This is a genomic window from Bradyrhizobium sp. BRP20, from assembly GCF_020194215.1.
GTDB classification, from domain to species: Bacteria; Pseudomonadota; Alphaproteobacteria; order Rhizobiales; family Xanthobacteraceae; genus Bradyrhizobium; species Bradyrhizobium yuanmingense.
Genome location: NZ_JADYVY010000024.1, coordinates 1 through 26680 on the forward strand (window position 1 = coordinate 1; position 26680 = coordinate 26680).

Consider the following 26680-nt stretch of genomic DNA (forward strand, 5'->3'; position numbering starts at 1 on the left):
ACCCTGCCCCCGCAGGAACCCGCTTGCCCCCGGCCCCGCCGCTCTGTATACGCGCGGTCGGTGTCCCCGAGGCACCCGTCCAGTGCGGGCCACCATACTGATCCTTATGAAGGAATGCACGCGTCGTCATGAGCCGCCTCGTGATGAAATTCGGCGGCACGTCCGTCGCCAACATCGAACGTATCCGCAACGTCGCACGCCATGTGAAGCGTGAGGTCGATGCTGGCCACGAAGTGGCCGTGGTCGTCTCGGCGATGGCCGGCAAGACCAACGAGCTGGTCGCCTGGTGCACCGAGGCCTCGCCGATGCACGACGCGCGCGAATATGACGCCGTGGTCGCCTCGGGCGAACAGGTGACGTCCGGCCTTCTTGCCATCGTGCTCCAGGGCATGGGCATCCAAGCCCGCTCGTGGCAGGGCTGGCAGATCCCGATCAAGACCAGCGACGCCCATGCCTCGGCCCGGATCGAGGACATCGACGGCAGCGAGATCATCAAGCGCTTCAAGGACCGAAAGGAGGTCGCGGTCATCGCCGGCTTCCAGGGCATCAACCCCGAGACGGGTCGCATCACCACGCTCGGCCGTGGCGGCTCCGACACCTCGGCCGTGGCGATCGCCGCCGCCGTCAAGGCCGACCGCTGCGACATCTACACCGACGTCGACGGCGTCTACACCACCGACCCGCGAATCGTGCCGAAGGCCAAGAGGCTCGACAAGATCGCATTCGAAGACATGCTGGAACTGGCCTCGCAGGGCGCCAAGGTGCTCCAGGTCCGCTCGGTGGAACTCGGCATGGTCCACAACATGCCGATCTTCGTCCGCTCGAGCTTCGATAAGCCCGAGGATATCGACCCGCATGCCAACCAGCCGCCCGGCACGCTGATCTGCAGCGAGGAGGAGATCATGGAAAGCCACGTCGTCACCGGTATCGCCTTCTCCAAGGACGAGGCTCAGATCTCGGTGCGCCAGATCGAGGACAAGCCCGGCGTTGCGGCCTCGATCTTCGGCCCGCTGGCTGATGCCAATATCAACGTCGACATGATCGTGCAGAATGTGTCCGAGGACGGCAAGACCACCGACCTCACCTTCACCGTGCCGGCCGCCGACTTCACCCGCGCCAAGGATACGATTACCGCAGCCAAGGCCAAGATCGGCTATGCGCGGCTCGATACCGCCACCGATGTCGCCAAGATCTCGGTGATCGGCAGCGGCATGCGCAGCCATGCCGGCGTCGCCGCCCAGGCGTTCTCGGCGCTCGCCGGGCGGAACATCAACATTCGGGCCATTACAACCTCCGAGATCAAATTTTCGGTCTTGATCGATACCGCCTATACCGAGCTTGCGGTGCGCACCTTGCATACGCTCTACGGTCTCGATCAGACCTGACGGTCTTTCCGGAAAACCGCTTCGCACTTTTCCGGACAGTGCCAAAAGGCTAATTTTCTCTTAGCGGTCGCAGCAAACGCGAAGGTGTACACACCTTCGCGTTTGGCAGGCGTTTTGCTTGGCAAAACAAGCCTCAATTCGCTATACGGCGGACAGGGTGGGCTGCCGCAGACTGTGTCCCAGTTCAGGCGGCGCTGATTCGGTACGAGCACTCAATCTCCCGTGGATTTGGGCTTGTGCCTGCGCCGGACAAACAATTTGATTGTTTTTCTGGAATTTTGGTCCAGCCGCCGGCCGATATCGCCGGGCCCGGCCGATGGAGGAGATTGACGGTTCATGCGGAGCGCGTCGGGAGGTCCCCGCGTCTTGTTGAGACGGCTCCGCGAGACCATGGCGGAGCAGGTCTCGGCCCAGGAGCGGCTGGACAAGATCGTGGTGCTGATCGCCGCCAACATGGTGGCCGAGGTGTGCTCGGTCTATGTGCTGCGCATCGACAATACGCTCGAGCTCTACGCCACCGAAGGTCTCAACCGCGAGGCGGTGCACCACACCGTGCTCAGCGCCCATGAGGGCCTGGTCGGCCTCGTCGCCAGCGAGGCGACGCCGCTCAATTTGAGCGACGCGCAGAGCCACCCGGCGTTCTCGTTCCGGCCCGAGACCGGCGAAGAAATCTACCATTCCTTCCTCGGCGTGCCGATCCTGCGCGCCGGCAACACGCTCGGCGTGCTGGTGGTGCAGAATCGCGCCAAGCGCAATTATGTCGAGGAGGAGCTCGAGGCGCTCCAGACCACCGCGATGGTGCTGGCCGAGCTGATCGCCTCCGGCGAACTCTCCGCGCTGGCGCAGCCGGGCCAGGAGCCGGCGGCGCGCCATTCGGCGCAGAAAGTCGGTGCCATCCTGTCGGAGGGCATCGCGCTCGGCCATGTCGTGCTGCACGAGCCGCGCGTCGTCATCAAGGACTACATCGCCGAAGACCTGCCGAAGGAGATCAAGCGGCTCGATACTGCGCTCGCCAAGCTGCGTGCCGATCTCGACCGCATGCTGGAGCGCGGCGACGTCGCCGAAGGCGGCGAGCACCGTGAGGTGCTTGAAGCCTATCGCATGTTCGCCAACGACCAGGGCTGGTCGCACAAGCTGCACGAGGCGGTCGCGACCGGCCTCACCGCGGAAGCCGCGGTCGAGCGCGTCCAGTCGGACACCCGCGCGCGCATGCTGCGCTCGACCGACCCCTATTTGCGCGACCGGCTGCACGATCTGGAAGACCTCGGCTACCGCCTGATGCGGCAGCTGGTCGGCCAGGATCATGCGCCCTCGCGCGAGCAGCTGCCCGACAACGCCATCGTCATCGCCCGCGCGATGGGCCCGGCGGCGCTGCTCGACTACGACCGCAAGCGCCTGCGCGGCATCGTGCTGGAGGAAGGCACCGCGAACTCGCACGTCTCGATCGTGGCGCGGGCGCTGGGCATCCCTGCGGTCGGCGAGGTGCCGAACGCGCCTGGAATCGCCGATCCCGGCGACGCCATCATCGTCGACGGCACCTCGGGCTCGATCTATGTGCGCCCGTCGCAGGAGATCGAGGCGGCCTTCGCCGAGCGCGTGCGCTTCCGCGCCCGCCGCCAGGCGCAGTACCTGGCGCTGCGCGACCGGCCCTGCGTCACCAGGGACGGCCAGAAGGTCGAGCTGATGATCAACGCAGGTCTTGCGATCGACCTGCCGCATATCGAGGACACCGGCAGTGCCGGCATCGGCCTGTTCCGCACCGAGCTGCAATTCATGGTCGGTCAGAGCCTGCCGCGCACCAGCGACCAGCTCGCGCTCTATCGCACCGTGCTCGATGCCGCCGGACCTAAGCCCGTCACCTTCCGCACGCTCGATATCGGCGGCGACAAGGCGCTGCCCTATATGGAAGCGGTGATCGAGGAAAACCCCGCGCTCGGCTGGCGCGCGATCCGGCTCGGGCTCGATCGTCCCGGCCTGTTGCGCGGCCAAATCCGCGCGCTGCTGCGCGCCGGCGGCGGCCGCGCGCTGCGCATCATGTTCCCGATGATCTCGGAGGTCGCCGAATTCGACTCGGCCAAGGCGCTGGTCGAGCGCGAGCTCACATACCTCCGCCAGCACGGCCACACGCTGCCTGAACGAATCGACATCGGCACCATGGTCGAGGTGCCCGCCCTGCTCTACCAGCTCGACGAGCTATTGAAGAAGGTCGATTTCATCTCGGTCGGCTCCAACGATCTGTTCCAGTTCCTGTTCGCGGTCGACCGCGGCAACGCCAAGGTCTCCGAGCGCTTCGACACCATGTCGGCGCCGATCATGCGCGCCTTGCGTGACATCGCGCGCAAGGCGCACGCGGCGCAGAAGTCGCTCTCGCTGTGCGGCGAGATGGCCTCCAAGCCGATCGGCGCACTGGCGCTGATTGCGCTGGGCTACCGCTCGCTCTCGCTCTCGGCGACCGCGCTCGGCCCGGTCAAGGCGATGGTGCTCGACCTCGACGCCAAGAAGGCCGAAGCGATGCTGGGCCCTCTGCTGGATGCGCCTGCGGGCAGCGTCTCGATCCGGCAGAAGCTGACGGAATTTGCCGAGGCCGAGGGCCTTGCGTTGTAGCGGGCCTGTCGCCAGCTTCCCGCCGCCCTCGCCTCCTTCCGCACTTTGAGACAGAACCGATGTCGTCACTTCCCGAAGCCAAACTGGACGTCCTGCTCGCGCATCACGCTTCGCTCGAGGCCGAATCGCTCGGACAGCTCGCCTCCGAGCGTTACGTGCAGATCACGCGCGAGCTCGCCGAGCTCACGCCCCTGATCGAGGCGGTGAAGGCCTATCGCGCCGCCGTCAAGGAGCTCGCCGACACCGACGCGTTGATCGCCGATGCCGCCACCGATGCCGAGATGCGCGGCATGGCGGAAGCCGAACGCGACGAGCTCGCGCCGAAAATCGAGGAACTGGTCCAGAAGATCCGCGTCGCGCTCCTGCCCAAGGACGCCATGGACGACCGCAACGTCATGCTGGAAATCCGCGCCGGCACCGGCGGCGACGAGGCTTCGCTGTTCGCCGGCGACCTGTTCCGGATGTACGAGCGCTTCGCCAGCTTGCAGGGCTGGAAGGTCGAGGTGATCTCCGCCAGTGAAGGCACCGTCGGCGGCTACAAGGAAATCATCGCCGAGATCCAGGGCCGCGGCGCATTCTCCAAGCTGAAATTCGAATCTGGCGTGCACCGCGTCCAGCGCGTGCCCGACACCGAGACGCAGGGGCGCATCCACACCTCCGCCGCGACGGTCGCCGTGCTGCCCGAGGTCGAGGACGTCGACGTCGACATCAAGAACGACGACCTGCGCATCGAGACCATGCGCGCAGGGGGCGCCGGTGGCCAGCACGTCAACAAGACGGAATCGGCGATCCGCATCACCCACATCCCGACCGGCATCGTGGTGATGATGCAGGACAGCCGCTCGCAGCACAAGAATCGCGCCTCCGCCATGAACATCCTGCGCTCGCGCATCTATGACGCCGAGCGGCAACGCGTCGAGGCGGCGCGCTCGGCCGAGCGCAAGGAGAAGGTCGGCTCCGGCGACCGCTCCGAGCGCATCCGCACCTACAATTTTCCGCAAGGACGCGTCACCGATCATCGCATCAACCTCACGCTCTACAAGCTGCCGCAGGTGATCGCGGGTGAAGCGCTCGGCGAACTGATCGACGCACTGACGACGGAGCACCAGGCCGCACAGCTCGCTGCGCAAGGCGCGGCGGCCTGAGGCGTGAGCAACCCCTTCACCGGACAATCCATCGAGAGCGCGCGGCGGGCGCTGGCTGCGCAACTGAGATCGGCACGGCTCGACGAAGCCGAGCTCGACGCGCGCATCCTGATCAGTGCGGCACTCGGCCTCGACCTCACCGGCCTGGTCACGCAGGCGGCCCGTCTCCTGACCGCGGCCGAAGCATCGCGGCTCACGCAACATGCACAGCGCCGCATCGCCGGCGAGCCGGTGTCGCGCATTCTCGGGACGCGCGAATTCTGGGGCTTGCCGTTCCGCCTGTCGGAAGCAACCCTGGTGCCGCGCCCCGATACCGAGACCGTGGTCGAGCTTGCGCTCGAGATTCTCCGCGAGCGGGAGGCATCTCACCCGCCGCGGATCGCCGACATCGGCACCGGCTCGGGCGCGATCCTGCTCGCGCTGTTGCACGAAATCCCCGATGCGTTCGGCGTCGGTACCGATCTCAGCCAGAACGCGCTCATGACCGCCAGGGACAATGCCGCGGCGCTGGGACTCGCCGACCGCGCCGCCTTCGTCGCCTGTTCCTACGCCGCGGCGCTCGGTGGCCCGTTCGACCTCATCGTGTCGAATCCGCCCTATATTCCCTCGGCTGAAATTCCGAAATTGAGCGTCGAGGTGCGCGAGCACGACCCGCATCTGGCGCTCGACGGCGGCAATGACGGATACGATGCCTATCGCGCCCTGATCCCGCAGGCGAGCGAGCGGCTCGCCCCCGGCGGCGCCCTGGTCGTCGAGGCCGGACAGGGCCAGGCCCAAAATATTGAAACCTTGATGAGGGCCGCCGCGTTATCGCTGGACAGGTCACCCAAGGCCGACTTGGCGGGCATTCCGCGGGCCGTTTCGGCCCGAAAAATGCCCCCATAAAAGCCGGATTGGCCTGCAAAAACCACTTGGAATATCCCGTGGGAACGACTACGTTCCGGTCAACACATCGGTGCCGGCCCCGTAGACCTACGGGCGAAAGCCGGGCTCTCGGGCGAGAGCTTTACTGATTGAAGGTTCCAAGCCGCAGGTCCTGTTGAGCGCGATGGCCAGTGGAGCTGCGCTGCTCTCTCCGACCGCAAGTGAACGAAAGCCTGATATTGCGCTTGAACACTTACGCAAGAAAGCTGGGCTTGTTTCGGCAGGCGAAATGAATGGGTTCGCTGGCAATGGATGCTGGCGGGTGGGGAACGCGTCTTTGTTGAACGCGACGGTCGACGAACATCGGCAGGGTTGGATCCGCTTTTGCGCGGTGCGCGCAAGACATGTGAGCCACTGTCACCAGGTCACTCCTAGCAATCAGTAATGCGTGCAACCTTTAGGGCTGGAATTAAAGGCAGGACATGAGAAACGGTCAGAACAAGCAGCGGATGCGCAACCGCAACAACAATAACAACAACAACCGGCGCGGCCAGAACCCGATGACCCGGGTCTACGAATCCAACGGACCCGACATCAAGATTCGCGGCACTGCTTCGCACATCGCCGAAAAGTATCTCCAGCTTGCACGTGACGCGCGCTCCTCCGGCGATCCCGTTGCAGCCGAGAACTACTACCAGCACGCCGAGCATTATTTCCGCCTGATCGCGGCGGCTCAGGAGCAGTTCCGTCAGAACCAGCAGCCGCGCGGCGATGAGCCCATCGCCAGCAGCGACGAGGGCGAGGACGACGGTGAGAATTTCTCGGCCTTCGGCCAGGAGCCCGGCTTCGTCCCGCAGCCCCAGCCGCAGCCCTTCATGCGCGACCGCGACGGCCAACGCGATCATCACCAGCGTGATCACCAGCCGCGCGACAACCAGCCGCCCTATCAGCGCGACAATCAGCAGCCGCGCGAGCACCGCGAACGCGATCACCGTCCGCAGCCGCAATATCAGCCGCAACCCGCCAACCAGCCGCAGCCTGTCATCGCCGATGGCGGCGTCGACCGCCTACCCTCCTTCATCACCGGCGCGCAGCCGCAGGTGAACGGCAATCAGGGCGGCTTCGAGGGCGGCGGTGGCGGCGAGCGCTATCCGCGTCGGCGGCGCCGGCCGCATGGCCCGCGCCCGGAGCGTGAAGCCGCTCCGGTTGCTTCCAGCGACGAAGTCGCCCCCGGCGAGTAAGCTCTTCTGACTTTCCGACTCAAATCGTCCCGGCCTCGCCGGGACGATTTGCTTTTGACGCTGTGCGTTGGCCGGACACAGACCCACCTCTCCGGAAGGGAGAGGTGAAGCTAACTGCGCGTCACCGTCGTCGAGGATGGCACCAGCACGGGCTTGGCGAGCGAGGGAATCAGCCGCGCCCGCTCGCGCTTGGCGGGGATCGCGCGGTAGACCTGCTTGGTCGCCTCCACGATGTGGACGCCGGCAAAAGGCAGTGACAGCGCCGCACCGGCACGTTCCCACATCTGGGCCGATTTCAACACCCAGCCGCCGGCATAGGGCGGCATGAACAGCGCCTCGCCCCAGGCGGTCGGCGTGAACCAGGTCTGGCGCAGCAGCTCGGTGATCTGCGAGCGCGAATAGGGCCGGCCATGGCCGAACGGCGTGCTGTCGGTGCGGGTCCACACCCCACGCCGGTTCGGGATCACGGCAATGACGCGCCCAGAGGGCGACAGCACGCGCCACACCTCGCGCAGCAACGCGGCCGGATCGTCCGACATCTCCAGCGCGTGCACCAGGAGAATGCGGTCGACCGCGGCGTCGGGAAGCGGCAGCGAGAACTCATCCACCAGCGAGGCCAGCGCGGGCCGTCCCGTCGGCCATTTCAGGACACCCTGCGCCGCCGGCATGAAGGCGAGGCAGCGCTCGGCGTCCTCGCGGAACAATCCCAGATAGGGTGTGGGATAGCCGACGCCGAGCACGCGCTGGCCCTCGGCGCTGGGCCAGCGCTCCCTGATGCCGCGATTGATCATTTGCCGCGCCACGATGCCGAGGCGGCGGGAGTAGAACTCGCGAAGGTCGACGACGTCGATGGTCATGACCGCAATGTAACATGCGCGAGGGCGCCGCTGCGCGCGGAATATTGCATTGCCTGCGCAACGTTAACGCCATATTTGTCTGGCGGGGCTGAGCGCGATGGAGATGACATGGCCGCCGAAATTCGTACTTTCAACTGTTTAAACGACAATTTCGGTTATCTGATCCACGATGTGGAAACCAAAGCGACGGCCTCGATCGACGCGCCGGAGGCCGGCCCGATCCTCAAGGCCCTGGAGCGCGAGGGCTGGCAGCTCACCGACATCCTGATCACCCATCATCATGGCGATCATGTCGGCGGGGTCGCCGAGCTCAAGCAGAAATACAATTGCCGCGTCGTCGCGCCGCACGACAAGACCACGAAAATCGCCAACGTCGACCAACGCGTCGCCAATGCCGACGTGGTCAAGATCGGCAATCTGCTGGCGCGTGTCGTGGAGACGCCCGGCCACACGCTCGACCACATCTCCTACGTGTTCGACAATGAGAAGACGGTGTTCGCCGCCGACACGCTGTTCTCGATCGGCTGCGGCCGCGTGTTCGAGGGCACCTATCCGATGATGTGGGATTCCCTGCTGAAGCTGCGCGCCCTGCCCGACGACTTCAAGCTCTATTGCGGCCACGAATACACCGCGTCCAACGTCAAGTTCGCGCTCACCATCGAGCCGGACAACGCGGCGCTGCAGGCGCGCGCCGCGGAGGTGACAAAGCTGCGCGCCGAGAACAAGCCGACCATTCCCTCGCTGCTCGGCGAGGAGAAGCGCGCCAACGTGTTCCTGCGCGCCGATGAGCCGGCGGTCGCGGCCAAGCTGCATATGAAGGGCGCGGATCCCGCTGCGGTGTTCGGCGAACTGCGCGAGCGCAAGAATAAATCCTGACGCAAAAGTCCTGAAGCACACATCCCGACGAGGATCGATGCCGACCGCAGCCGAGATCATCGCACGCCTCGAGCTCCGCCCGCATCCGGAAGGCGGACATTATCGCGAGACGTTTCGCGACCAGAGCACGGACGCCAACGGGCGTTCGCGCTCGACGCTGATCTACTTCCTGCTCGCGCGCGGCGAGCGTTCGCACTGGCATCGCGTCGATGCGGTGGAGACGTGGCACTATTACGCCGGCAGCCCCTTGACGCTGCGCATCGCCCATGACGGCTGCTCGCAGCACGAGGTGCGGCTCGGCGCCGACCTCGGCGGCGGTGAGCGGCCGCAGGCGATCGTGCCTGCGCTGGCCTGGCAGATGGCGGAAACCACCGGCGAGTGGACGCTGGTCGGCTGCACCGTGGCGCCCGCATTCGAGTTCGCAGGCTTCGAGCTCGCGCCGTCCGGCTGGGAGCCGTAGCTCCGCTCCAATCATCGCTTCCGCAGCACCATGTCCTTGGCCGCGATCAGGCCGCCCCCGGCAATGAGGATCGCAGCAAGGGCGATGTTGGCGCTGGCCTTGGCGAAACCGGCAGCGATGAGGAATCCCGTCGAGAGCAATGGCGTCGCGTAGGAGGCGGCGCCGAGCACACGGATGTCGCCGCGCTTCATGCCGATGTCCCAGGCGTAGAACGCGGCACCGACCGGGCCGATGCCGAGTGCGATGACCGAGAGCCATTGCACCGTGGTCTCCGGCCAGACCGTGGCTTCAAGCAGGCCATGCATCAGCGCGGCCAATATTGCCGTGGCAAGACAGAAGCCCGCGACCGCATCGGTCGGCACCGCTTTCAACCGGCGCGACAGCACCGAATAGGTCGCCCAGACGAACGCCGCGATGAAGGCCGCGATGAGACCCGGCACAGCTCCAGGCGCAAAACCGCTGGTGTTGCCGGCGAACAGCAGCACCGTGCCGACGAGGCCGAGCACGGCGCCGATGATGTGGTGCGCCGCCAGCCGCTCGCCTGGCAGGAAGGACGAGAACAGCACGATCAAGAGCGGCCACAGGTAATTCAGAAGGCCGGCTTCGGCCGGCGGGGCGAAGCGCAGCGCGAGGAAATACAGCGCGTGATAGCCAAACAGGCCGCCGACGCCGACGATCCAGACGGCGAGCGGTTGCCGCAAGCTTCTCGCCGCCTCGCTCCGCCCGATCCAGGTGAGCAGGCCGACGACACCGCCGATCGCGAAGGTCATCGCAGCGAGCTGAAACGCCGGGATCTTTCCGGTCGCCACCGTCATCACCGACAGCAGCGACCACATCAGGATCGCGGTCAGACCGATCAGCGTGGCAGTGCGGGGAGTCATTGGCCCAATGTTTCCGTCATGGCGGGGCTTGTCCCGGCCATCCACGTTCTTCCGTGGCGACGGCTGTTGTAAGGCCGTGGATGCCCGGGACAAGCCCGGGCATGACGATGTGGACAATATCAGCCTGCGTGATGCGATCGCATCACACCATGTACTGGCCGCCGTTGACCGACAGCGTCGAGCCGGTGATGGCGCCGGCCTCATCCGCGGCGAGGAACACGACGGCACGCGCGATCTCTTCGGGCTCGCCGAGACGGCCGATCGGAATCAGCGGCAGGATCGCCTTCTCCAGCACGTCCTTCGGCACTGCCTGCACCATCTCGGTATTGATGTAGCCGGGACAGATCGCATTCACGGTGATGCCGCCCTTGGCGTTCTCCAGCGCCAGGGCCTTGGTGAAACCGATCTCGCCGGCTTTCGCTGCGGAGTAGTTGACCTGTCCGAACTGCCCCTTCTGGCCGTTGATCGAGGAAATGTTGATGATGCGACCGAACTTGCGCCCGCGCATGCCTTCGATCACCTGGCGCGTCATGTTGAACAGCGAGCCCAGATTGGTGTTGATGACGGCGTTCCACTGCTCAAGCGTCATCTTGTGGAAGGCACCGTCCCTGGTGATGCCGGCATTGTTGACCAGCACGTCGACCGGACCGACCTCGGCCTCGACCTTCTTCACGCCCTCGGCGCAGGCCTCGAAACTGCTGACGTCCCACTTGTAGACGGCGATGCCGGTCTCGGCCTTGAATTTCTCCGCGGCAGCGTCGTTGCCGGCATAGCTCGCCGCAACCTTGTAGCCGGCGGCCTTCAGCGCCTTGCTGATCGCAGCACCGATGCCCCGCGTACCACCCGTCACCAATGCAACACGTGCCATGTCGTATTCCTTCCCTCTTCCTTGGACGCTTCGGACTTTTCTGACGTGATCGCTTTTTAGCTACGGATTATGCGGTTGGTTTGACGGACATCAAGAACAAAACGCCCGGCATCGAGCCGGGCGTTTTTCTTTAGTCGAGGCTTGTCGGGTTGCGAAGGATATTTGATTTGCAACCGCTGCCTTTTTAGTCGCGTGCAACGCACGCGCTGACGTGTGCGGCGCACCCGTCAGCTGCGCGTAAGATCAGTCGCGCGCCACACACATGGCGATGCCCATGCCGCCGCCGATGCACAGCGTGGCCAAGCCCTTCTTCGAATCGCGCTTCTGCATTTCGTGCAGCAGCGTCACCAGCACGCGTGCGCCGGACGCGCCGACCGGATGGCCGATCGCGATCGCACCGCCGTTGACGTTGACCTTGGAGGTATCCCAGCCGAGGTCCTTGTTGACCGCGCAGGCCTGTGCCGCGAAGGCTTCGTTGGCCTCGATCAAATCGAGATCGCCGACGCTCCAGCCGGCCTTCTTCAGCGCGGCGCGCGAGGCCGGGATCGGGCCCGAGCCCATGATCTTCGGATCGACGCCGGCCTGCGCCCAGGACACGATCCGCGCCAGCGGCTTCTTGCCTTCCTTGGCGGCCTGCTTGGCGGTCATCAGCACCACGGCGGCAGCGCCGTCGTTGATGCCCGAGGCCGAGCCCGCGGTCACCGTGCCATCCTTCTCGAAGGCGGGCTTGAGCTTGGCCATCGCGTCGAGCGTGGCGCCATGGCGCGGATATTCGTCGGCGCTGACGACGACGTCGCCCTTGCGGGTCTTGATGGTGACGGGGACGATCTCGTCGTTGAACTTGCCGGCCTTCTGCGCCGCCTCGGCCTTCTGCTGCGAGGCCACGGCGAACTCGTCCTGCTGGGCACGGGTGATCTGCCATTGCCGCGCGACGTTCTCGGCGGTGTTGCCCATGTGGTAGCCGTTGAAGGCATCCCACAGGCCGTCCTTGATCATGGTGTCGACCAGCTCCAGGCCGCCCATCTTCACGCCGCCGCGCAGATGCTGGGCGTGCGGGGCCATGCTCATCGATTCCTGCCCGCCGGCGACCACGATCTCGGAATCGCCGTTGAGCAGCGCCTGGTAGCCGAGCGCAACCGTGCGCAGGCCCGAGCCGCACAGCTGATTGACGCCCCAAGCCGGGCTCTCCACCGGAATGCCGGCGCCGATCGACGCCTGGCGGGCCGGGTTCTGGCCTTGGGCGGCGGTCAGGATCTGACCCATGATCACTTCGGAGACCCGGCCGGGCTCGATGCCGGCGCGCTCCAGCGCGGCCTTGATGGCGACGGCGCCAAGGTCATGGGCGGGTAGCATCGCGAACGCTCCGTTGAAGCTTCCGACCGGGGTGCGGGCGGCGCTGACGATGACGACATCGTCTGACATGGGCATCTCCTGGGGCTTGAGTTCTTGTGAAGGGGGCAGGCGGGCTGGAAAGCGAACGCCAGTCTCGTCAGCCATCCTGTTAACGTCGTTGAGGCATGTCAATCGGCGGGGCACCGAATTCATACCGCAGCGCATTCAAAATAGCGTTCTTGGCGTTTTCGCAAGCAGGATTTTGCTCTGCAATTAACCGTGCCGCACAAAACGGTAGCGTGAGCCCTTTGAAAATGCTTATTTTGTTGCGTTGCGTACTCTTCCCGCCCTGCGGCATTGCCCGACAGGTTCCCGTTCTCCGCGTTTGCAAGTGAGAGCCCATGGCGAAATCAGACCAACCCACCACAATCAAGAAATACGCGAACCGCCGGCTCTATAACACCGGAACGAGCACCTATGTGACGCTCGAAGACCTCGCCGCGATGGTCAAGGACGGCGAAGACTTCCTGGTCTATGACGCCAAGACCGGCGACGACATCACCCGCTCCGTGCTCGCCCAGATCATCTTCGAGCAGGAGAACAAGGCCGGCCAGAACCTGTTGCCGACCACCTTCCTTCGCCAGCTGATCCGCTTCTATGGCGACAGCATGCAGATGGTGGTGCCGAAATATCTGGAGCAGTCGATCGCAACCCTGACCCAGGAGCAGGAGAAGTTCCGCAAGCAGATCGCCAATACGCTGTCCGGCACTCCTTTTGCTCCGTTGGAAGAGCAAGTCCGCCGCAACATGGAGCTGTTCCAGCAGACCTTCTCGATGTTCAAGCCGTTCGCTGCGCCCCGTCCGGCGGCAAGCCCTGAGCCGGAGCCCGATGCGAATGCCGAGGCGCCGAAGGACAGCAACATCGACGAGCTGCGCCAGCAGATGAAGGAAATGCAGGAGCGCCTCGAGCGGATGTCGAAGAAGGACGAATAGTCTTTCGTTCGCGCCGGCCCCTGTACGCGGGAGGGCGAGCCACGTCTGACCGAAGCAACCATTGGGACCATGTCTACGCCACCAAGGGCGAGGCCGAGGTCAGCTGGTATCAGGATAGCCCCGCGATCTCGCTCGCGATGATTCGCGCAGCCGGCTCCGATCGCGACACGACCATCATCGATGTCGGCGGCGGCGCATCGCGCCTGGTCGATGCGCTGTTGCAGGACGGCTATCGCGACATCGCCGTGCTGGATCTTTCTGCCAATGCGCTCGCGGCGGCGAAGAAGCGCATCGGTCCGGCCGCTTCGACGGTCGACTGGATCGTTGCCGATGCCACGATGTGGCGTCCGACCAGGACCTACGATGTCTGGCACGATCGCGCAGCGTTTCACTTCCTGACTGACCCGCGCGACAGGGTCGCTTACGTGGAGCGCCTGCGGTCGGCGGTCAGACCTGGCGGCCACGTCATCATTGCGACGTTTGCACCCGATGGTCCCGAGAAATGCAGCGGCCTGCCGGTGCAGCGCCACGACAGCGCGAGCCTTGCGGCGGAGCTCGGGCCGGAATTTAAACTGGTCGAGACGCGCAGCGAGACGCACCACACGCCGTGGCATTCGACGCAGGCGTTTCAGTTCAGCCGGTTTCGGCGGCAGAAATAGTTCTCGTCATGGCCGGGCTTGACCCGGCCATCCACGTCTTGACGCGCGACGCGAAGAACGTGGATCCCCGGGACAAGCCCGGGCATGACGACAGAGACTCCGGATCAAGCCGCCATCTTCACGGCATGCGCAAAGTCCCAGTAGAGCTTGCGCGCCTTGGCGTAGAACGGGCCCGGCTTCAGCTCGCGCTCGTCGATGCGGATCACGGGCGCGACCTTGGCGAAATTGCCGGTCGAAAAGATCTCGTCGGCGGTCAGGAAATCGGCGTAGCGCAGCGTCTTCTCGACCACGGTGACGCCGTCGGCGCGAAGCAGGCTGATGACGCGCTGGCGCGTGATGCCGTTGAGGAAGGTGCCGTTCGGCACCGGCGTGAACACCACGCCATCCCTGGCCATGAACACGTTGGAATTGCCGAACTCGGCGACGTTGCCGAGCATGTCGAGCATCAGCGCGTTCTGGAAGCCGCGCGACGCAGCTTCGGCGAGTGCGCGCGAATTGTTCGGGTAGAGGCAGGCGGCCTTGGCTTCGACCGGCGCGCATTCGGCCGTTGGCCTACGAAACGGCGACAAGGTGATCGCGTTGCCGACGGGCTTTGGCATCGGCGCTTCGTAGATGCACAGGCACCAATTGGTGGTCTCGCGGTCGAACAGCACGCCGCCGCCGCTTCCGTTCTGCGCCCAGTACATCGGACGGATATAGAGCTCGGCATTTCCGGCAAAGCGCGCGATGCCTTCGTTCGCGAGCGACAGCCAAGTGTCGGTATCGACCAGCGGCTTCAGGCCGAAACTGATCGCGGATTGATTGGCGCGGGCGACGTGACGGTCGAGATCCGGTGCGACGCCCTCGAAAGCGCGAGCGCCGTCGAACACGATCGAGCCGAGCCAGGCCGCATGGGTGCGCGGCCCCATGATCGGCACGTTGCCCTCGTGCCATTTGCCCTCGAAGAAGGTCCAGCTCGGCGAGTAGTCGATGGGCTTCTTGATCTCGGCCATGACCGGCCTCCTTTTCGAACGATCCGGCACTATTGTCCCAATTTCTAAACGATTTGCTGCGAGGAAATGGTGAGTTACCCTCTCCCCTTGTGGGAGAGGGTGGCTCGCCGCGTAGCGGCGAGACGGGTGAGGGGTATCCATCCGCGAACTCACCTGCGGAGAAAACCCCTCATCCGGCGCTGCGCGCCACCTTCTCCCACAAGGGGAGAAGGAAGAATCCATGCCGCTGGATCCGCTCGCAAAGCGTTTGTTGACCATGATGGCTGCGGCTGCGCCGCAGGCGCGGAGCCGCCCGAGTGTGGAGGTGCGGCGGCAATCGCTGGCAAAGCTGATGCAGTTCGCCCGGGCCGAGGCGCCGGATGTGACGACCTCCGACGGCAGGCTGCCCGGTCCCGGCGGCGAGCTGCCCTATCGCCTGTACGCGCCGGCAGGCACTGAAGCGCCCGCACCGGGCTTCGTGTTCTTTCATGGCGGCGGGCTCGTCGCCGGCAGCATTGCGACGCACGAGCGCATCGCCGCGGCGCTGGCGCATGCCACCGGCTGCCGCCTCGTGTCGGTCGATTACCGGCTCGCGCCGGAGCACAGATTCCCCGCCGCGGTCGACGACGCGATCGCCGCCACCGAATGGGTGGCGCGCGAGGCGGCATCGCTCGGCATCGACGCGGACCGCCTTGTGGTCGGCGGCGATTCCGCCGGCGCCACACTCGCGGCGATCGTGTGCCAGAATGCGGCGCAGACCGCTGGCCTCTCCATCGCCGCGCAGTGCCTGATCTGCCCGGTGCTGGATTTCGAGGAAACCTCGCCTTCGCGCGAAGCCTTTGCCGAGGGCCATCTGATCGATCGCGCCACGATCGAAGCCGATCTTTCCGATTATCTGCCTGACGGCATCGATACCGCCGATCCCCGCGTCTCTCCCTTGCGCGCAACACGCCTCACGGGCCTGCCGACCGCAATCATCCACACCGCCGAATATGACCCGATGCGTGACGAGGGCAATGCCTATGCCCGCAAGCTGCTCGCCGCGGGGGTCGCGGTCGAGCATGTCTGCCACGATGGCATGGTTCACAATTTCCACGCCATGGGCGCAATCCTGCCGCAGGCACAGCTCGTGCTGTCGCAAATCGGCGAACAGGTGCGGCGCGCGGTGAAGACCTGACAGCGTCAATCATACGCGCGCGCCGATCACCGCGCGCGCCGCCGCGACATATTCCGGCCAGTGCGCTTCCGCATAATGCTCCGCCTGCCATGCGCAGGTGCTGTCGGGCGCATGCGCCGCCGCAATCGTGCGCGCGAAACGTTCCTCCGCAACCGTCGCCTTGCCGGGCTCGGCTGTGGGTGCAGCAGCCACCGCAGCACCGGGAGTAACGGCAAGCCCCGCCAGACCGGTGAGCAGGATGCGGCGTGACGTGTTCATGGCTGTCTCCTCCATTCTTCGGCCTGCACTGTGGCGGGCGAGTGTGTCAGTGCGATCACGCCAGGGTAACCGCGCACATCCGCGCCGTCCATCGCTTGCGGATAGCGCTTGACCAAGCGAGCGATCACGTTCCATCTAACAACGGTTCCACCTTCAGATCGCCACGCGTCGGATCGTCACGTGCCTTTTCGCAGCCAATCCCGTCGTGCGTTGCGCGCTGCCGCAGCGGGACTCCTGTGTCTGGCGGTCCCCGCCGGCGGCGCCTTCGCTGCCGACGATGAGGAGGAAAAGCCGGCGGTCCCGAACATCTATCTCGATCTCCGCACCATCTATGCGACGATCCCCGCTGGCACGCTCGCGCTCGGCTTCGGCAACACCTCTCTGTCAGCCGCATTCCAAGCCCTGGCGGCGCAACGAGGCACGTCGCTGCCGAATGGACTGCCGGCCGCGAAATCGATTGCGATCGACCTGCCGCTGACCGTCGACGTCAGCGACCGCGTTTCGCTCTACGGCGGCGTATCCGGCACGACGACGGATATCGGCGGCGGCTGGTCGTCCTTCGACATCACGAGCTGGAACATCGGCGTGCAGGCCGATCTCTACCAGCAGAATGGCGGGAAGATCCCGACCATCACGCTGCAATCGACCCTGACGCAGTCGGTGCCCAACGAGCAGGGCATGACGAATTCCTTCAACAACATCGTGGAATTCGACTACGCGGTCGACGAGGACGAGACACGGGGCTGGCTCGCCGGCCTGCAATACACCACCGTCACCATCGCCAGCCCGTTCGCCACGATCCGGCCGAACACGATCCTCTATGCCGGCGGCTACTATCAATGGCCGAGCAACTGGAAGTTCACCGGGCGCCTCGGCATGCAGTCGTTCGGCGGCGCGCTGCTCGCGGGCCGGACGCTCGCGGAATCCTTCACCCAGCCGGTCCTGCGGCTCGACCTCGATCGCATGGACGACAACGACAACCGCCTGTTCGGCATCACCGCGCAGATCGCCTGGATGCCGAAGCCGTCCTATCAGGTCACGTTGCGCACACCGCTCTACGCCGTGCGCAACTAGGCAGGCACCGGCACGTCGAAGGTGTTGAGCGTGACCGAGACCATGCAGTAGACGCCGACGAGATAGGACAGCTCGGCCGCGCCGTGCTCGCCGAATTCCTTCACCGCCGCACGCCAAGTCAGCTCCGGCAGCACGCCGCCGCTGACCAGTGCCGAAGCCATGTCGTAGGCGACGGCTTCCTGCTTGGTGAGGTCCACCGGCCGCTGGCCGGCAACGATGGTCGCGAGCTTCTCGTCGGAGAGGCCACGCTGCTCGGCCACCAGCACATGAGCGTAGAGCTCGTAACCGGAGCGGAAATGCGAGCCGGTGACGAGGATCGCGACCTCGCGTACGGCCGCGGGCAGCAGCGGGTTCGACGCAATCGCCTTGACCAGCTCCCACACCGGCTTGCCGAAGCGCGGCTCGCGAATCCAGGGATTCCAGGGCCCGAGCAGCGCGCCGTCCTCGCGCATGTTCACAAAACCCTTGAAGTGGTCCTTCATGCCGGCCCGCATGTCGTCATAGAGCGGCTTCTGTTCGTCGGTTAGCTCTTTCGGATCGAGAATGGGAAGGCGCACGGTAGGGTCTCCTCGTTGAGAAGACGCAACCGTCACCTGCATGCCTGCGCAAGGCAAGTGAAGTTGCCGTGACGACCGTGCGATTTCGCAAATGCCAGGCAGATCTCGCTATGACGCCGTGGGGTTTTGCAGGCTTTGAGGATTGACCACGTCGTCGACGTCCAGCGCCAGTGGCTCACCTGTGGCGAGGAACGACGACAGCGCCGCCTCGAACGGCGCCGGATCGAGGCCGCGCGCGGCGAGCCAAGCGGGCTCGTAATAGGTCTGCCGGTAGCGCTCGCCGGAATCGCAGATCAGCGTCACCAACAATCCCGTGACGCTCGCCTGGCGCATCTCCGAGGCGAGCCGGCACAGCGCCAGGAAGTTGGTGCCGGTGGAGCCGCCGACCGCACGGCGCAGCCGTCGCGACAGCACGTTCATCGCCGCGACCGTTGCCGCATCCGGGATCTTCATCATGCGATCGACCACGCCGGGCACGAAGGACGGCTCGCAGCGGGGGCGACCGACGCCCTCGATCAGCGACGGGCGGTCGCAAACACGGGAGCGATCCAGCGTGCGGAAGCAATCGAAGAACGCGGAATGCTCGACATCGGCGACGCACAGCCGGGTCGGATATTGCCGATACCGCAGATAACGTCCGATGGTGGCCGACGTGCCGCCGGTGCCGGCGCCCATCACGATCCAGTCCGGAATCGGCCGCGGCTCGCCCTGCAACTGCGTGAAGATGGACTCGGCGATGTTGTTGTTGCCGCGCCAGTCGGTGGCCCGCTCGGCAAAGGTGAACTGATCCATGTAGTGGCCGTCCAGCCGGGCGGCGAGTGCCGCGGCTTCCGCATAGAGCGCGCGGCCGTCGTCGATCAAATGGCAATTGCCGCCATAATGCTCGATCGCGGCGATCTTCTCCGCCGAGGTCGTGCGCGGCATCACGGCGTAGAAGGGCACGCCGATCATCTCAGCGAAATAGGCCTCCGACACCGCGGTTGATCCCGACGAGGCCTCGACCACGGGCGTGCCTTCGCGGATGTGGCCGTTGCAGAGCGCATAGAGGAACAGCGAGCGCGCGAGGCGATGCTTCAGGCTGCCGGTCGGATGCGTGGACTCATCCTTCAGATAGATGTCGATGCCCGATAGCGCCGGCACGATCAGCCGGATCAGATGCGTGTCGGCGGTGCGGCACTGGTCGGCCTCGATCGCGGCCACGGCCTCGTCGACCCAGCCGCGCCGATAGGCCGGCCCGGCCGGATTGTGCTGGCGGAAGGGGAATGTCTGCATCGGGCGAATCTCTCATGATGCGGATAGCGCATCAATAGCTGCGCCTAAAATTCCAGCGGCGCGTTGTCGACGACTTCCTTCATCACGAAGAAGGTCCGGGTCTGGCGCACGCCGGGGAGCGCGATCAGCTGCTCGCCGTGGATGCGATTGAAATCCTCCATGTCGCCGACGCGGATCTTGAGGAAGTAATCGAAATCGCCGGCGACGAGGTGGCAGTCGAGCACGAACTTCAGCTTTGCAACGGCCTGCTCGAAGGTGGCAAAGCTCTCTGGCGTCGAGCGGTCGAGCACGACGCCGACCATCACCAGCGTGCCCTTGGCCACCTTCTTCGGCGCGACCATGGCGCGGACAGTGGCGATGAAGCCGTCCTCGAACAGGCGCTGGGTGCGACGGTGGCAGGTGGCGGGGCTGATCGCGACCGTTTCGGCCAGCTCGGCGTTGCTGAGCCGACCGTTATTCTGAAGCAATCTCAATATCTTGAGGTCGGTGCGGTCGAGTCGGGCAGCCATGAAAGAAACTTCCGAAAATAGGTGCTGTTCTGGAAGGAATGTTAGCAATTATCACAACTTTCGCAAGAAGCCGTGCAACATGGCCGCAATATTCGAGAGCACATTTTCCCGACGTGATGCTAGGGAGCCGCCAACACCAACGCCAATCGAGATGACCCATGAAGCTGGACAAATTTCCGCGCTATCCTTTGACCTTCGGCCCGACGCCCATCGAGAAGCTGGAGCGCTTGTCAAAACATCTCGGCGGCCAAGTCGAGGTCTATGCCAAGCGCGAGGACTGCAATTCCGGCCTCGCCTATGGCGGCAACAAGCTGCGCAAGCTCGAATACATTATCCCCGATGCGATCGCCTCCAATGCCGATACGCTGGTCTCGATCGGCGGCGTGCAATCCAACCACACCCGCATGATCGCGGCCGTCGCGGCCAAGCTCGGCATGAAATGCCGCCTGGTGCAGGAAGCCTGGGTGCCGCACGAAGACGCAGTCTATGATCGCGTCGGCAACATCATGCTCTCGCGCATCATGGGCGCCGACGTGCGCCTGGTCGACGACGGCTTCGATATCGGCATCCGCAAGAGCTGGGAGCAGGCGATCGAGGAAGTGAAGGCCGCGGGCGGCAAGCCCTACGCTATTCCCGCCGGTGCCTCCGTGCATAAGTTCGGCGGCCTTGGCTATGTCGGCTTTGCCGAGGAGGTGCGCAAGCAGGAAGCCGAGCTCGGCTTCAAGTTCGACTACATCGTCGTCTGCACCGTCACCGGCTCTACCCATGCCGGCATGCTGGTCGGGTTTGCGGCGGACGGCCGTGCGCGAAAGGTGATCGGCATCGATGCCTCCTTCACGCCCGCCCAGACCAAGGCCCAGGTGCTCGAGATCGCGCAGAACACGGCAAAGCTCGTCGAGCTCGGCAAGGACCTCGTCACTGACGACGTCGTGCTGATCGAGGACTACGCCTATCCCGCCTATGGCGTGCCATCGGAGGAGACCAAGGAGGCGATCCGCCTCACCGCGCGCCTCGAAGGTATGATCACCGACCCCGTCTACGAGGGCAAGTCGATGCAGGGCCTGATCGATCTCGCCCAGAAGGGCTATTTCGAGAAGGGCGCGAAGATCCTCTACGCCCATCTCGGCGGCGCGCCGGCGCTGAACGGGTATGCGTATGCGTTCAGGAATGGGTGAGTGAGAGCGTAGCGCTCGCGCGTCATGCATCACTGTCGTCCCGGGGCGCGACGAAGTCGCGAGCCCGGGACCCATACGCCGCAGCAATCGTTTTGCGAGGACTGGCAGTTGCCAGCCTGCCGTCATCACACCGGCCTGTGGTTATGGATCCCGGATCTGCGCTTCGCTTGTCCGGGATGACAGGGGAGTTTTTGGCTCGCCCTACCTCGTCCTCACGATCTGCAGCAGCTCGTCGCCGTAGTGCTCGAGCTTCTTGTCGCCGATCCCCGGCACGTTGCGCAGCTCGTCCAGCGTGGTCGGCCAGGCCCGGACGATGCCGTCGATGGTGGCATCGTGCAACACCACATAGGCCGGCACGCCGCGTTCGCGCGCGACCTCTGACCGCCAGGCGCGCAGGCGCGCGCGCAATTCGGGATCGACGTCGCCTTGCGGCGCGCTCGCCGCGGGCGCGAGGTCACCGCGGCGTGACGTGGCCCGGCTGGCGCGAACCCGCGTGCCGGGCGCCTCCTCGCGCAGCCAGACCTCGGTCTCGCCGCGCAGCACGCCGCGCGAAGACTCCGTCAGCTTGAGCGCGCCGTAGGCTTCGCTGTCGCTGCGCAAATGGCCCGTCGCCACCAATTGCCGCAGCACCGTGCGCCACTGCTTCTCGTTGAGCTCGCGGCCAATGCCGAACACCGACAGCTTGTCGTGACCGAACTGTGTGACCTTCTCGGTCAGTCGTCCGACCAGCACGTCGATCAAATGCATGGCGCCGAAACGCTGCTCGGTGCGATAGACGCAGGACAGCAGCTTCTGCGCCAGCACCTTGCCGTCGCGCATCTTCGGCGGCGTCAGGCAATTGTCGCAATTGCCGCAGTTCTCGCCCATCACGATCTCGCCGAAATAGGCGAGCAGGCGCCGGCGTCGGCAATGCGGCGTCTCGGCGAGGCCGACCAGCGCATCGAGCTTGCCGATCGAGACCCGCTTGAAATCCTCCGATCCGGCCGATTCGTCGATCATGCGGCGCTGCTGCACGATGTCGGAGAGGCCGTAGGTCATCCACGCCGCCGACGGCTTGCCGTCACGGCCGGCGCGTCCGGTCTCCTGGTAATAGGCCTCGATGCTCTTGGGCAGGTCGAGATGGGCGACGAAGCGCACGTCGGGCTTGTCGATGCCCATGCCGAAGGCGATGGTCGCGACGATGACGATGCCGTCCTCGTTGAGGAAGCGATCCTGGTTGCGCGACCGCACCGCCCCGTCGAGCCCGGCGTGGTAGGGCAGCGCCGCAATGCCGGCCTCGGCAAGCGCGGCGGCGACCTCCTCGACGCGGTTGCGCGACAGGCAATAGACCACGCCGGCATCGCCCATGTGGCGCTCCCGGATGAATTCTTTCAGCTGCGACACCGCATTGCGCTTGTCGACGATCTCATAGCGGATGTTGGGCCGGTCGAAGCTGGAGACGAACTGCGGCGCGCCCGTCAGCTGAAGCCACGCGACGATCTCCTTGCGCGTCAGCTCGTCGGCGGTCGCGGTCAGCGCGATCCGCGGCACGTTGGGAAAGCGCTCGGCGATGACGGAAAGGCCGACATATTCGGGCCGGAAATCGTGGCCCCATTGCGAGACGCAATGCGCCTCGTCGATCGCGAACAGCGCCACTTTCGCCTGCGCCAGCAGCGACAGGCAGCGCGGCGTGACCAGCCGTTCCGGCGCGACATAGAGCAGGTCGAGATCGCCGGCGAGCAGGCGGCGTTCGATGTCGGACGCCTCCTGCGGCGTCAGCGACGAGTTCAGCGCGGCGGCATTGACACCGGCCTCGATCAGGCCGGCGACCTGGTCGCGCATCAAGGCGATCAACGGCGAGACCACGATGCCGCAGCCTTCGCGCAGCAAGGATGGAAGCTGATAGCACAGCGACTTGCCGCCGCCGGTCGGCATCAAGACCAGGCAATTGCCGCCGTCGGTGACATGGCGGACGATCTCGCCCTGCGCGCCGCGGAATCCCGGCAGGCCGAACACCGAATGCAGCACCGACAGCGCGTCGCGGCCGTTGGCCGGCGCAGGCAGTGGGGCGTTGGAGGGAGCGGACATGGGCGGAGCAGATCAGGCCGTGGGATTCGTCACAAGGCCAGTCGCATGCTGGTGTGGCTGTGGCAAGACTGTTTGGAGGCGAGGCACGACTCTTCCCTCTCCCCTTGTGGGAGAGGGTGCCTCGCGAAGCGAGGTGGGTGAGGGGTTCTACCCGCGAACGCAGATATGAGCTTGTGGAGACATACCCCTCATCCGGCGCTTCGCGCCACCTTCTCCCACAAGGGGAGAAGGGAAGAAGAGGCTACGCCCCGATCCGTCGCAGCGCTTCTGCGACGGTCACGATCGGCATGTTGCGCTTGGCGGCGGCTTGGAGCGCATGACGCATCAAATGCGGCGTGCAGCCATAGGGGCTCGGCCTGTCGCTGACGTCGTGGCCGTAGAAGATCAGCCAGCCGCCACTCGCGACCGCCTCGTCGAAATAGCGATCGACCCCGGCCTCGTCGATCTCGCAATCGACCAAGGGCGAGGCGCGCAGGAATTGGAGGTCGATGACGCCGCTGTTGACGCCGGGAAGAATGCCGCGCGCGGAACGGAAGGCCTTTGTCAGCTGCGGCTTGCGCCACACCGAGGCGATGCCATAGGGATAGGCGAAATTCTCCAGCGTGATCGAGCCATCGATGCCGCGGAGATGGCTGCGGTTTCGTTCGATCTCGCGCGCCATGGCGGCTTCGTCGAGCGTCGCCGAGCTCTGATGCGAGAAGGTGTGGCAGGCGATCTCGTGCCCGGCGCGGTGAAGCCGGACGATCGCATCATCCGAGAGGCCGTGCCAATGCTCCGACGGCCGACCGATCAGGCTGCCGGCGAGGTAATAGGTGCCGCGGCCGCCATGCCGCTCCAGTAGCTCGGCGCCCTCGCCCGCGGCGCTATCGGGGGCATCGTCGAACGTGAAGCTCACCATCGCCGCATGCGCGGCCAGCCGGTGCGGCGCGGCGCGGAAATGCCGGGCCAACCGATTGCTCACGCGTCCCTGGAGTGCCGACCACACGACTGCGTTTCCTGTGATGCCTTCTTGCTCTACTGAAACATTCGTGCGCAGGTCGAGACAAGCCTAACGCCCGGGTAATCCTAACGCCGAACCAAGAGCGCTTCGGCTAGCGCACCGACATCGACGCGTCGGCGTCCGCGCCGAGATAACGCAACCAATTGCGGAAGAGCACCGCCGCCGCGTCGCCAGCGCCGATATCGGCGCGCAGGTTCAGCGCGGGCAGCTCGTTGCTGAGCGCCGGATGGCGCTGGTGCGCCGCCTTCTTCTCGAACCGAGCCAGCTTCTCTTCAGTCGCTGCGTCAAAATAACTCACCGGCAGGCGCGGATAGGTCTCCCGCTCCCGCGCGAGATAGCGGCCGATGTCACGCAGATATTCGCGCTGCAGCGACAGCGCGTCATATTCGGGGTGACCCTGGAAGAACACGAAGCGGCTGGCATATTGGCGAACGAAGACGTCGACGCCAGCCTCCTGTGAGCGTGTCAGCACCTGATAACCGGCGTGCACGAGGTCGCTCTCGGCGATCTCGTTCAGACGTGAATGCGAGACCTTGAGCGGCGCAGACGCAGCGCGGGTCAGCGAATCGTCTGCGGCGATCTCGCAATCGAAAATGCCGTGACATTTGGCCGGCAGCCGCCGCCGTTCAATATTGTCGAGATGCAGCACCGCGGCATGCGCGGCAAGGCACGACCAGATCGTCGAACGCGTGTTGGCCTTGGCCCAGTCGATCAGGTTGGTGAGGTCGCGCCAGTACGGCTCCCCGTCGAGCTCGGGCGCGATCGGCTCTGCGCCCGTCACGATCAGCCCATCGAACTTGCCGCGCTCGAGATCGGAAAGGTTGGAATACTCGCTCTCGACATGCCATTTCGCTTCCGGCGACCGCTTCACGCTGGGAAGCGAGAAGCAGTGGAAGCGGATACGGCGCGAGCCCGCCGCGGCCTGAAGCAGCTTCATGAACTGCCGCTCGGTCGCCTTCAACGCGGCATCCGGCATGTTGTTGACGAGGCCGATGGTGAGCTCGGCGCCAGCATCGCGCGCGAGATCGTGCGCGGCCGGCACCAGCGTCGGGCCCGCGATGACCTGATCCTTGTCGATCAAGATCGTCATGGCCGGCGCCGCCTACTCCGCGGCCTCGCGGCGCGCCGACGGGCAGGCATTTTCCAGCGCCTGGTCGATGTCCTCGATGATATCAGAGACATGCTCGATGCCGATCGACAGACGGATCGTCTCCGGCAGCACGCCGGCGGCGCGCTGCTGCTCCGCCGACATCTGGCGATGGGTGGTCGATGCCGGATGGCAGGCGAGCGACTTGGCATCGCCGATATTGACGAGCCGCGTGATCAGCTTCAGCGCATCGTAAAACGTCTTGCCGGCCTCCATGCCGCCCTTGATGCCGAAGGTGAACAGCGAGGAGGCGTTGCCGTTCAGGTACTTCTGCACCAGGGGATAATAGGGGCTGTCCGGGAAGCCGGTGTAATTGACCCAGGCCACGCGCGGATCGCCGCGCAGGAATTCGGCGACCTTGCGGGCGTTCTCGACATGGCGCTCCATGCGCAGCGCCACGGTCTCGATGCCCTGAAGCAGCAGGAAGGCGTTGAACGGCGACAGCACCGAGCCCATGGTGCGCTGATAGACGCTGCGCGCGCGCTCGATATAGGCGGTCTTGCCGAAGCGCTCGGCATAGACCAGGCCGTGATAGGAGGCGTCGGGCTTGTTGTAGGCCGGGAAGCGATCGGCGTGCTCGGCCCAGGGAAAGTTTCCGGAATCGACGATGGCGCCGCCGAGCGTGGTGCCGTGACCGCCCAAGAACTTGGTCAGCGAATGCACCGCGATGTCGGCGCCGTAGTCGAACGGCTTGAAGAGGATCGGGGTTGCAACGGTGTTGTCGACGATCAGCGGCACGCCATGCGCGTGCGCGACCTTCGCCAGCGCCTCGATGTCGCAGACATTGCCGGCGGGATTGCCGATGGTCTCGGCGAACACCGCACGGGTGTTCTCGTCGATCAGCTTCTCGACCGCCTCGGGCTTGTCGCTCTCGGCGAAACGGCCGGTGATGCCCTGGCGCGGCAGGATGTGGGAGAGCAGCGTATGCGTGGTGCCGTAGAGCTGCGGCACGGAGACGATGTTGCCGCCGTGATCGGCGACATTGACGAAGGCGAAATGCAGCGCTGCCTGCCCGGTCGCGACCGCGAGCGCGCCGACGCCGCCTTCGAGCTGGGCGATGCGTTTCTCCAGCACTGCGCTGGTCGGATTGGCGATGCGGCTGTAACGAAAGCCTTCGGTCTCCAGATTGAACAGGGCGGCGCCATGATCGGCGCTGTCGAAGGCGTAGGCCGCGGTCTGGTAGATCGGCACGGCCACTGCGTGCGTGGTGGCTTCAGGCTCGTAGCCGGCGTGAATAGCGATCGTCTCGTTGCGCATCGTGCCACCTCCGCGTGGAGCGGGCCGCACTTATTGGCCTAGAATGAGGCAT

At 65.2% G+C, this 26680-nt stretch carries 25 protein-coding genes; 12 read left to right on the forward strand and 13 right to left on the reverse strand.

Annotated features, from left to right (window positions below):
- Positions 1-128 precede the first annotated feature (128 nt).
- From I6F33_RS33930 to I6F33_RS33950, 5 genes are all read left to right on the forward strand, one after another.
- A complete protein-coding gene (locus tag I6F33_RS33930; RefSeq protein ID WP_036014718.1) occupies positions 129-1385 on the forward strand; it encodes an aspartate kinase in 1257 nt (418 codons plus the stop codon).
- Positions 1386-1721: 336 nt separating this feature from the next.
- A complete protein-coding gene (gene ptsP, locus I6F33_RS33935) occupies positions 1722-3989 on the forward strand; it encodes a phosphoenolpyruvate--protein phosphotransferase (RefSeq protein WP_036014720.1) in 2268 nt (755 codons plus the stop codon).
- A 59-nt stretch (positions 3990-4048) separates the two neighbouring features.
- Positions 4049-5134, forward strand: coding sequence for a peptide chain release factor 1 (gene prfA / locus I6F33_RS33940; RefSeq protein ID WP_036014722.1), 1086 nt, complete (start codon positions 4049-4051; stop codon positions 5132-5134).
- Positions 5135-5137: 3 nt separating this feature from the next.
- Positions 5138-6019 carry a peptide chain release factor N(5)-glutamine methyltransferase gene (gene prmC, locus I6F33_RS33945; protein WP_036026207.1) on the forward strand — a complete coding sequence of 294 codons (882 nt, stop codon included), beginning with the start codon at positions 5138-5140 and terminating at the stop codon, positions 6017-6019.
- A gap of 461 nt (positions 6020-6480) precedes the next feature.
- The gene (locus tag I6F33_RS33950; protein WP_036042629.1) at positions 6481-7239 is read left to right on the forward strand and encodes a DUF4167 domain-containing protein; all 759 of its coding nucleotides are present in this window, start codon (positions 6481-6483) and stop codon (positions 7237-7239) included.
- A gap of 110 nt (positions 7240-7349) precedes the next feature.
- Here the strand turns inward: I6F33_RS33950 and I6F33_RS33955 are convergent, their stop codons facing one another.
- Entirely contained in the window at positions 7350-8096 is a 747-nt protein-coding gene (locus I6F33_RS33955) for a methyltransferase domain-containing protein (RefSeq protein WP_036014737.1), read from the reverse strand.
- A 108-nt stretch (positions 8097-8204) separates the two neighbouring features.
- On the opposite strand from I6F33_RS33955, the gene gloB reads away from it, so the two are divergent.
- The gene (gene gloB / locus I6F33_RS33960) at positions 8205-8972 is read left to right on the forward strand and encodes a hydroxyacylglutathione hydrolase (protein ID WP_036042630.1); all 768 of its coding nucleotides are present in this window, start codon (positions 8205-8207) and stop codon (positions 8970-8972) included.
- 37 nt (positions 8973-9009) lie between these two features.
- Positions 9010-9432, forward strand: coding sequence for a cupin domain-containing protein (locus I6F33_RS33965; protein WP_057030161.1), 423 nt, complete (start codon positions 9010-9012; stop codon positions 9430-9432).
- 11 nt (positions 9433-9443) lie between these two features.
- On the opposite strand, the gene I6F33_RS33970 is transcribed toward I6F33_RS33965, so the two are convergent.
- The 3 genes from I6F33_RS33970 to I6F33_RS33980 all read right to left on the reverse strand — a co-directional run bounded on the left by I6F33_RS33970 (position 9444) and on the right by I6F33_RS33980 (position 12603).
- Entirely contained in the window at positions 9444-10313 is an 870-nt protein-coding gene (locus tag I6F33_RS33970; RefSeq protein ID WP_057030162.1) for a DMT family transporter, read from the reverse strand.
- A gap of 142 nt (positions 10314-10455) precedes the next feature.
- Positions 10456-11181 carry an acetoacetyl-CoA reductase gene (gene phbB, locus I6F33_RS33975; protein WP_225145419.1) on the reverse strand — a complete coding sequence of 242 codons (726 nt, stop codon included), beginning with the start codon at positions 11179-11181 and terminating at the stop codon, positions 10456-10458.
- A gap of 243 nt (positions 11182-11424) precedes the next feature.
- Complete coding sequence (locus I6F33_RS33980) at positions 11425-12603, reverse strand: acetyl-CoA C-acetyltransferase (RefSeq protein WP_225145420.1); 1179 nt, start codon at positions 12601-12603, stop codon at positions 11425-11427.
- 311 nt (positions 12604-12914) lie between these two features.
- Between I6F33_RS33980 and phaR the strand changes: the two genes are divergently transcribed.
- Both phaR and I6F33_RS33990 read left to right on the forward strand, forming a co-directional pair.
- Complete coding sequence (gene phaR / locus I6F33_RS33985; protein WP_036014750.1) at positions 12915-13505, forward strand: polyhydroxyalkanoate synthesis repressor PhaR; 591 nt, start codon at positions 12915-12917, stop codon at positions 13503-13505.
- A 137-nt stretch (positions 13506-13642) separates the two neighbouring features.
- A complete protein-coding gene (locus I6F33_RS33990) occupies positions 13643-14164 on the forward strand; it encodes a trans-aconitate 2-methyltransferase (protein WP_225145421.1) in 522 nt (173 codons plus the stop codon).
- Between the two features lie 104 nt (positions 14165-14268).
- On the opposite strand, the gene I6F33_RS33995 is transcribed toward I6F33_RS33990, so the two are convergent.
- On the reverse strand, positions 14269-15156 hold the full coding sequence (locus I6F33_RS33995) for a branched-chain amino acid aminotransferase (protein ID WP_225145422.1): 888 nt from the start codon (positions 15154-15156) through the stop codon (positions 14269-14271).
- A 220-nt stretch (positions 15157-15376) separates the two neighbouring features.
- On the opposite strand from I6F33_RS33995, the gene I6F33_RS34000 reads away from it, so the two are divergent.
- On the forward strand, positions 15377-16312 hold the full coding sequence (locus tag I6F33_RS34000; protein WP_225137172.1) for an alpha/beta hydrolase: 936 nt from the start codon (positions 15377-15379) through the stop codon (positions 16310-16312).
- Between the two features lie 9 nt (positions 16313-16321).
- On the opposite strand, the gene I6F33_RS34005 is transcribed toward I6F33_RS34000, so the two are convergent.
- Positions 16322-16570, reverse strand: a complete 249-nt coding sequence (locus tag I6F33_RS34005; RefSeq protein ID WP_036026186.1) for a hypothetical protein — start codon at positions 16568-16570, stop codon at positions 16322-16324.
- A 210-nt stretch (positions 16571-16780) separates the two neighbouring features.
- Here I6F33_RS34005 and I6F33_RS34010 point away from each other — a divergent pair, with 210 nt between their 5' ends.
- On the forward strand, positions 16781-17644 hold the full coding sequence (locus tag I6F33_RS34010; protein ID WP_036026185.1) for a hypothetical protein: 864 nt from the start codon (positions 16781-16783) through the stop codon (positions 17642-17644).
- On the opposite strand, the gene I6F33_RS34015 is transcribed toward I6F33_RS34010, so the two are convergent.
- The 3 genes from I6F33_RS34015 to I6F33_RS34025 all read right to left on the reverse strand — a co-directional run bounded on the left by I6F33_RS34015 (position 17641) and on the right by I6F33_RS34025 (position 19982).
- On the reverse strand, positions 17641-18201 hold the full coding sequence (locus I6F33_RS34015) for a carboxymuconolactone decarboxylase family protein (protein WP_225145423.1): 561 nt from the start codon (positions 18199-18201) through the stop codon (positions 17641-17643). The genes I6F33_RS34010 and I6F33_RS34015 overlap by 4 nt on opposite strands.
- Positions 18202-18309: 108 nt before the next feature.
- A complete protein-coding gene (locus tag I6F33_RS34020) occupies positions 18310-19473 on the reverse strand; it encodes a PLP-dependent cysteine synthase family protein (RefSeq protein ID WP_225145424.1) in 1164 nt (387 codons plus the stop codon).
- A gap of 44 nt (positions 19474-19517) precedes the next feature.
- Complete coding sequence (locus tag I6F33_RS34025; RefSeq protein ID WP_036014765.1) at positions 19518-19982, reverse strand: Lrp/AsnC family transcriptional regulator; 465 nt, start codon at positions 19980-19982, stop codon at positions 19518-19520.
- Positions 19983-20140: 158 nt separating this feature from the next.
- Here I6F33_RS34025 and I6F33_RS34030 point away from each other — a divergent pair, with 158 nt between their 5' ends.
- Entirely contained in the window at positions 20141-21157 is a 1017-nt protein-coding gene (locus I6F33_RS34030) for a 1-aminocyclopropane-1-carboxylate deaminase (protein WP_225145425.1), read from the forward strand.
- 201 nt (positions 21158-21358) lie between these two features.
- Here I6F33_RS34030 and recQ read toward each other — a convergent pair whose 3' ends face one another.
- The 4 genes from recQ to I6F33_RS34050 all read right to left on the reverse strand — a co-directional run bounded on the left by recQ (position 21359) and on the right by I6F33_RS34050 (position 26628).
- The gene (gene recQ / locus I6F33_RS34035) at positions 21359-23224 is read right to left on the reverse strand and encodes a DNA helicase RecQ (RefSeq protein WP_225145426.1); all 1866 of its coding nucleotides are present in this window, start codon (positions 23222-23224) and stop codon (positions 21359-21361) included.
- Between the two features lie 241 nt (positions 23225-23465).
- Positions 23466-24209, reverse strand: a complete 744-nt coding sequence (locus I6F33_RS34040; protein WP_346657225.1) for a polysaccharide deacetylase family protein — start codon at positions 24207-24209, stop codon at positions 23466-23468.
- A 106-nt stretch (positions 24210-24315) separates the two neighbouring features.
- Complete coding sequence (locus I6F33_RS34045; protein ID WP_109141758.1) at positions 24316-25314, reverse strand: homoserine O-succinyltransferase; 999 nt, start codon at positions 25312-25314, stop codon at positions 24316-24318.
- 12 nt (positions 25315-25326) lie between these two features.
- Positions 25327-26628 (reverse strand): O-acetylhomoserine aminocarboxypropyltransferase/cysteine synthase family protein, encoded by a 1302-nt coding sequence (locus tag I6F33_RS34050; RefSeq protein ID WP_225145428.1) that lies wholly within the window; start codon positions 26626-26628, stop codon positions 25327-25329.
- Between the last annotated feature and the right edge of the window lie 52 nt (positions 26629-26680).

Excerpts from the sequence above, each read along its gene's own strand:
- gloB (WP_036042630.1), top strand. The coding sequence starts at position 8,205 with ATGGCCGCCGAAATTCGTACTTTCAACTGTTTAAACGACAATTTCGGT.
- I6F33_RS33995 (WP_225145422.1), bottom strand. The coding sequence starts at position 15,156 with ATGGCCGAGATCAAGAAGCCCATCGACTACTCGCCGAGCTGGACCTTC.
- I6F33_RS33930 (WP_036014718.1), top strand. The coding sequence starts at position 129 with ATGAGCCGCCTCGTGATGAAATTCGGCGGCACGTCCGTCGCCAACATC.
- phaR (WP_036014750.1), top strand. The coding sequence starts at position 12,915 with ATGGCGAAATCAGACCAACCCACCACAATCAAGAAATACGCGAACCGC.
- phbB (WP_225145419.1), bottom strand. The coding sequence starts at position 11,181 with ATGGCACGTGTTGCATTGGTGACGGGTGGTACGCGGGGCATCGGTGCT.
- I6F33_RS33980 (WP_225145420.1), bottom strand. The coding sequence starts at position 12,603 with ATGTCAGACGATGTCGTCATCGTCAGCGCCGCCCGCACCCCGGTCGGA.
- recQ (WP_225145426.1), bottom strand. The coding sequence starts at position 23,224 with ATGTCCGCTCCCTCCAACGCCCCACTGCCTGCGCCGGCCAACGGCCGC.
- I6F33_RS34050 (WP_225145428.1), bottom strand. The coding sequence starts at position 26,628 with ATGCGCAACGAGACGATCGCTATTCACGCCGGCTACGAGCCTGAAGCC.
- I6F33_RS33965 (WP_057030161.1), top strand. The coding sequence starts at position 9,010 with ATGCCGACCGCAGCCGAGATCATCGCACGCCTCGAGCTCCGCCCGCAT.
- I6F33_RS34005 (WP_036026186.1), bottom strand. The coding sequence starts at position 16,570 with ATGAACACGTCACGCCGCATCCTGCTCACCGGTCTGGCGGGGCTTGCC.
- I6F33_RS34030 (WP_225145425.1), top strand. The coding sequence starts at position 20,141 with ATGAAGCTGGACAAATTTCCGCGCTATCCTTTGACCTTCGGCCCGACG.
- I6F33_RS33955 (WP_036014737.1), bottom strand. The coding sequence starts at position 8,096 with ATGACCATCGACGTCGTCGACCTTCGCGAGTTCTACTCCCGCCGCCTC.
- ptsP (WP_036014720.1), top strand. The coding sequence starts at position 1,722 with ATGCGGAGCGCGTCGGGAGGTCCCCGCGTCTTGTTGAGACGGCTCCGC.
- I6F33_RS34000 (WP_225137172.1), top strand. The coding sequence starts at position 15,377 with ATGCCGCTGGATCCGCTCGCAAAGCGTTTGTTGACCATGATGGCTGCG.
- I6F33_RS34025 (WP_036014765.1), bottom strand. The coding sequence starts at position 19,982 with ATGGCTGCCCGACTCGACCGCACCGACCTCAAGATATTGAGATTGCTT.
- I6F33_RS33990 (WP_225145421.1), top strand. The coding sequence starts at position 13,643 with ATGATTCGCGCAGCCGGCTCCGATCGCGACACGACCATCATCGATGTC.
- I6F33_RS33950 (WP_036042629.1), top strand. The coding sequence starts at position 6,481 with ATGAGAAACGGTCAGAACAAGCAGCGGATGCGCAACCGCAACAACAAT.
- I6F33_RS33970 (WP_057030162.1), bottom strand. The coding sequence starts at position 10,313 with ATGACTCCCCGCACTGCCACGCTGATCGGTCTGACCGCGATCCTGATG.
- prfA (WP_036014722.1), top strand. The coding sequence starts at position 4,049 with ATGTCGTCACTTCCCGAAGCCAAACTGGACGTCCTGCTCGCGCATCAC.
- I6F33_RS34020 (WP_225145424.1), bottom strand. The coding sequence starts at position 19,473 with ATGCAGACATTCCCCTTCCGCCAGCACAATCCGGCCGGGCCGGCCTAT.
- I6F33_RS34045 (WP_109141758.1), bottom strand. The coding sequence starts at position 25,314 with ATGACGATCTTGATCGACAAGGATCAGGTCATCGCGGGCCCGACGCTG.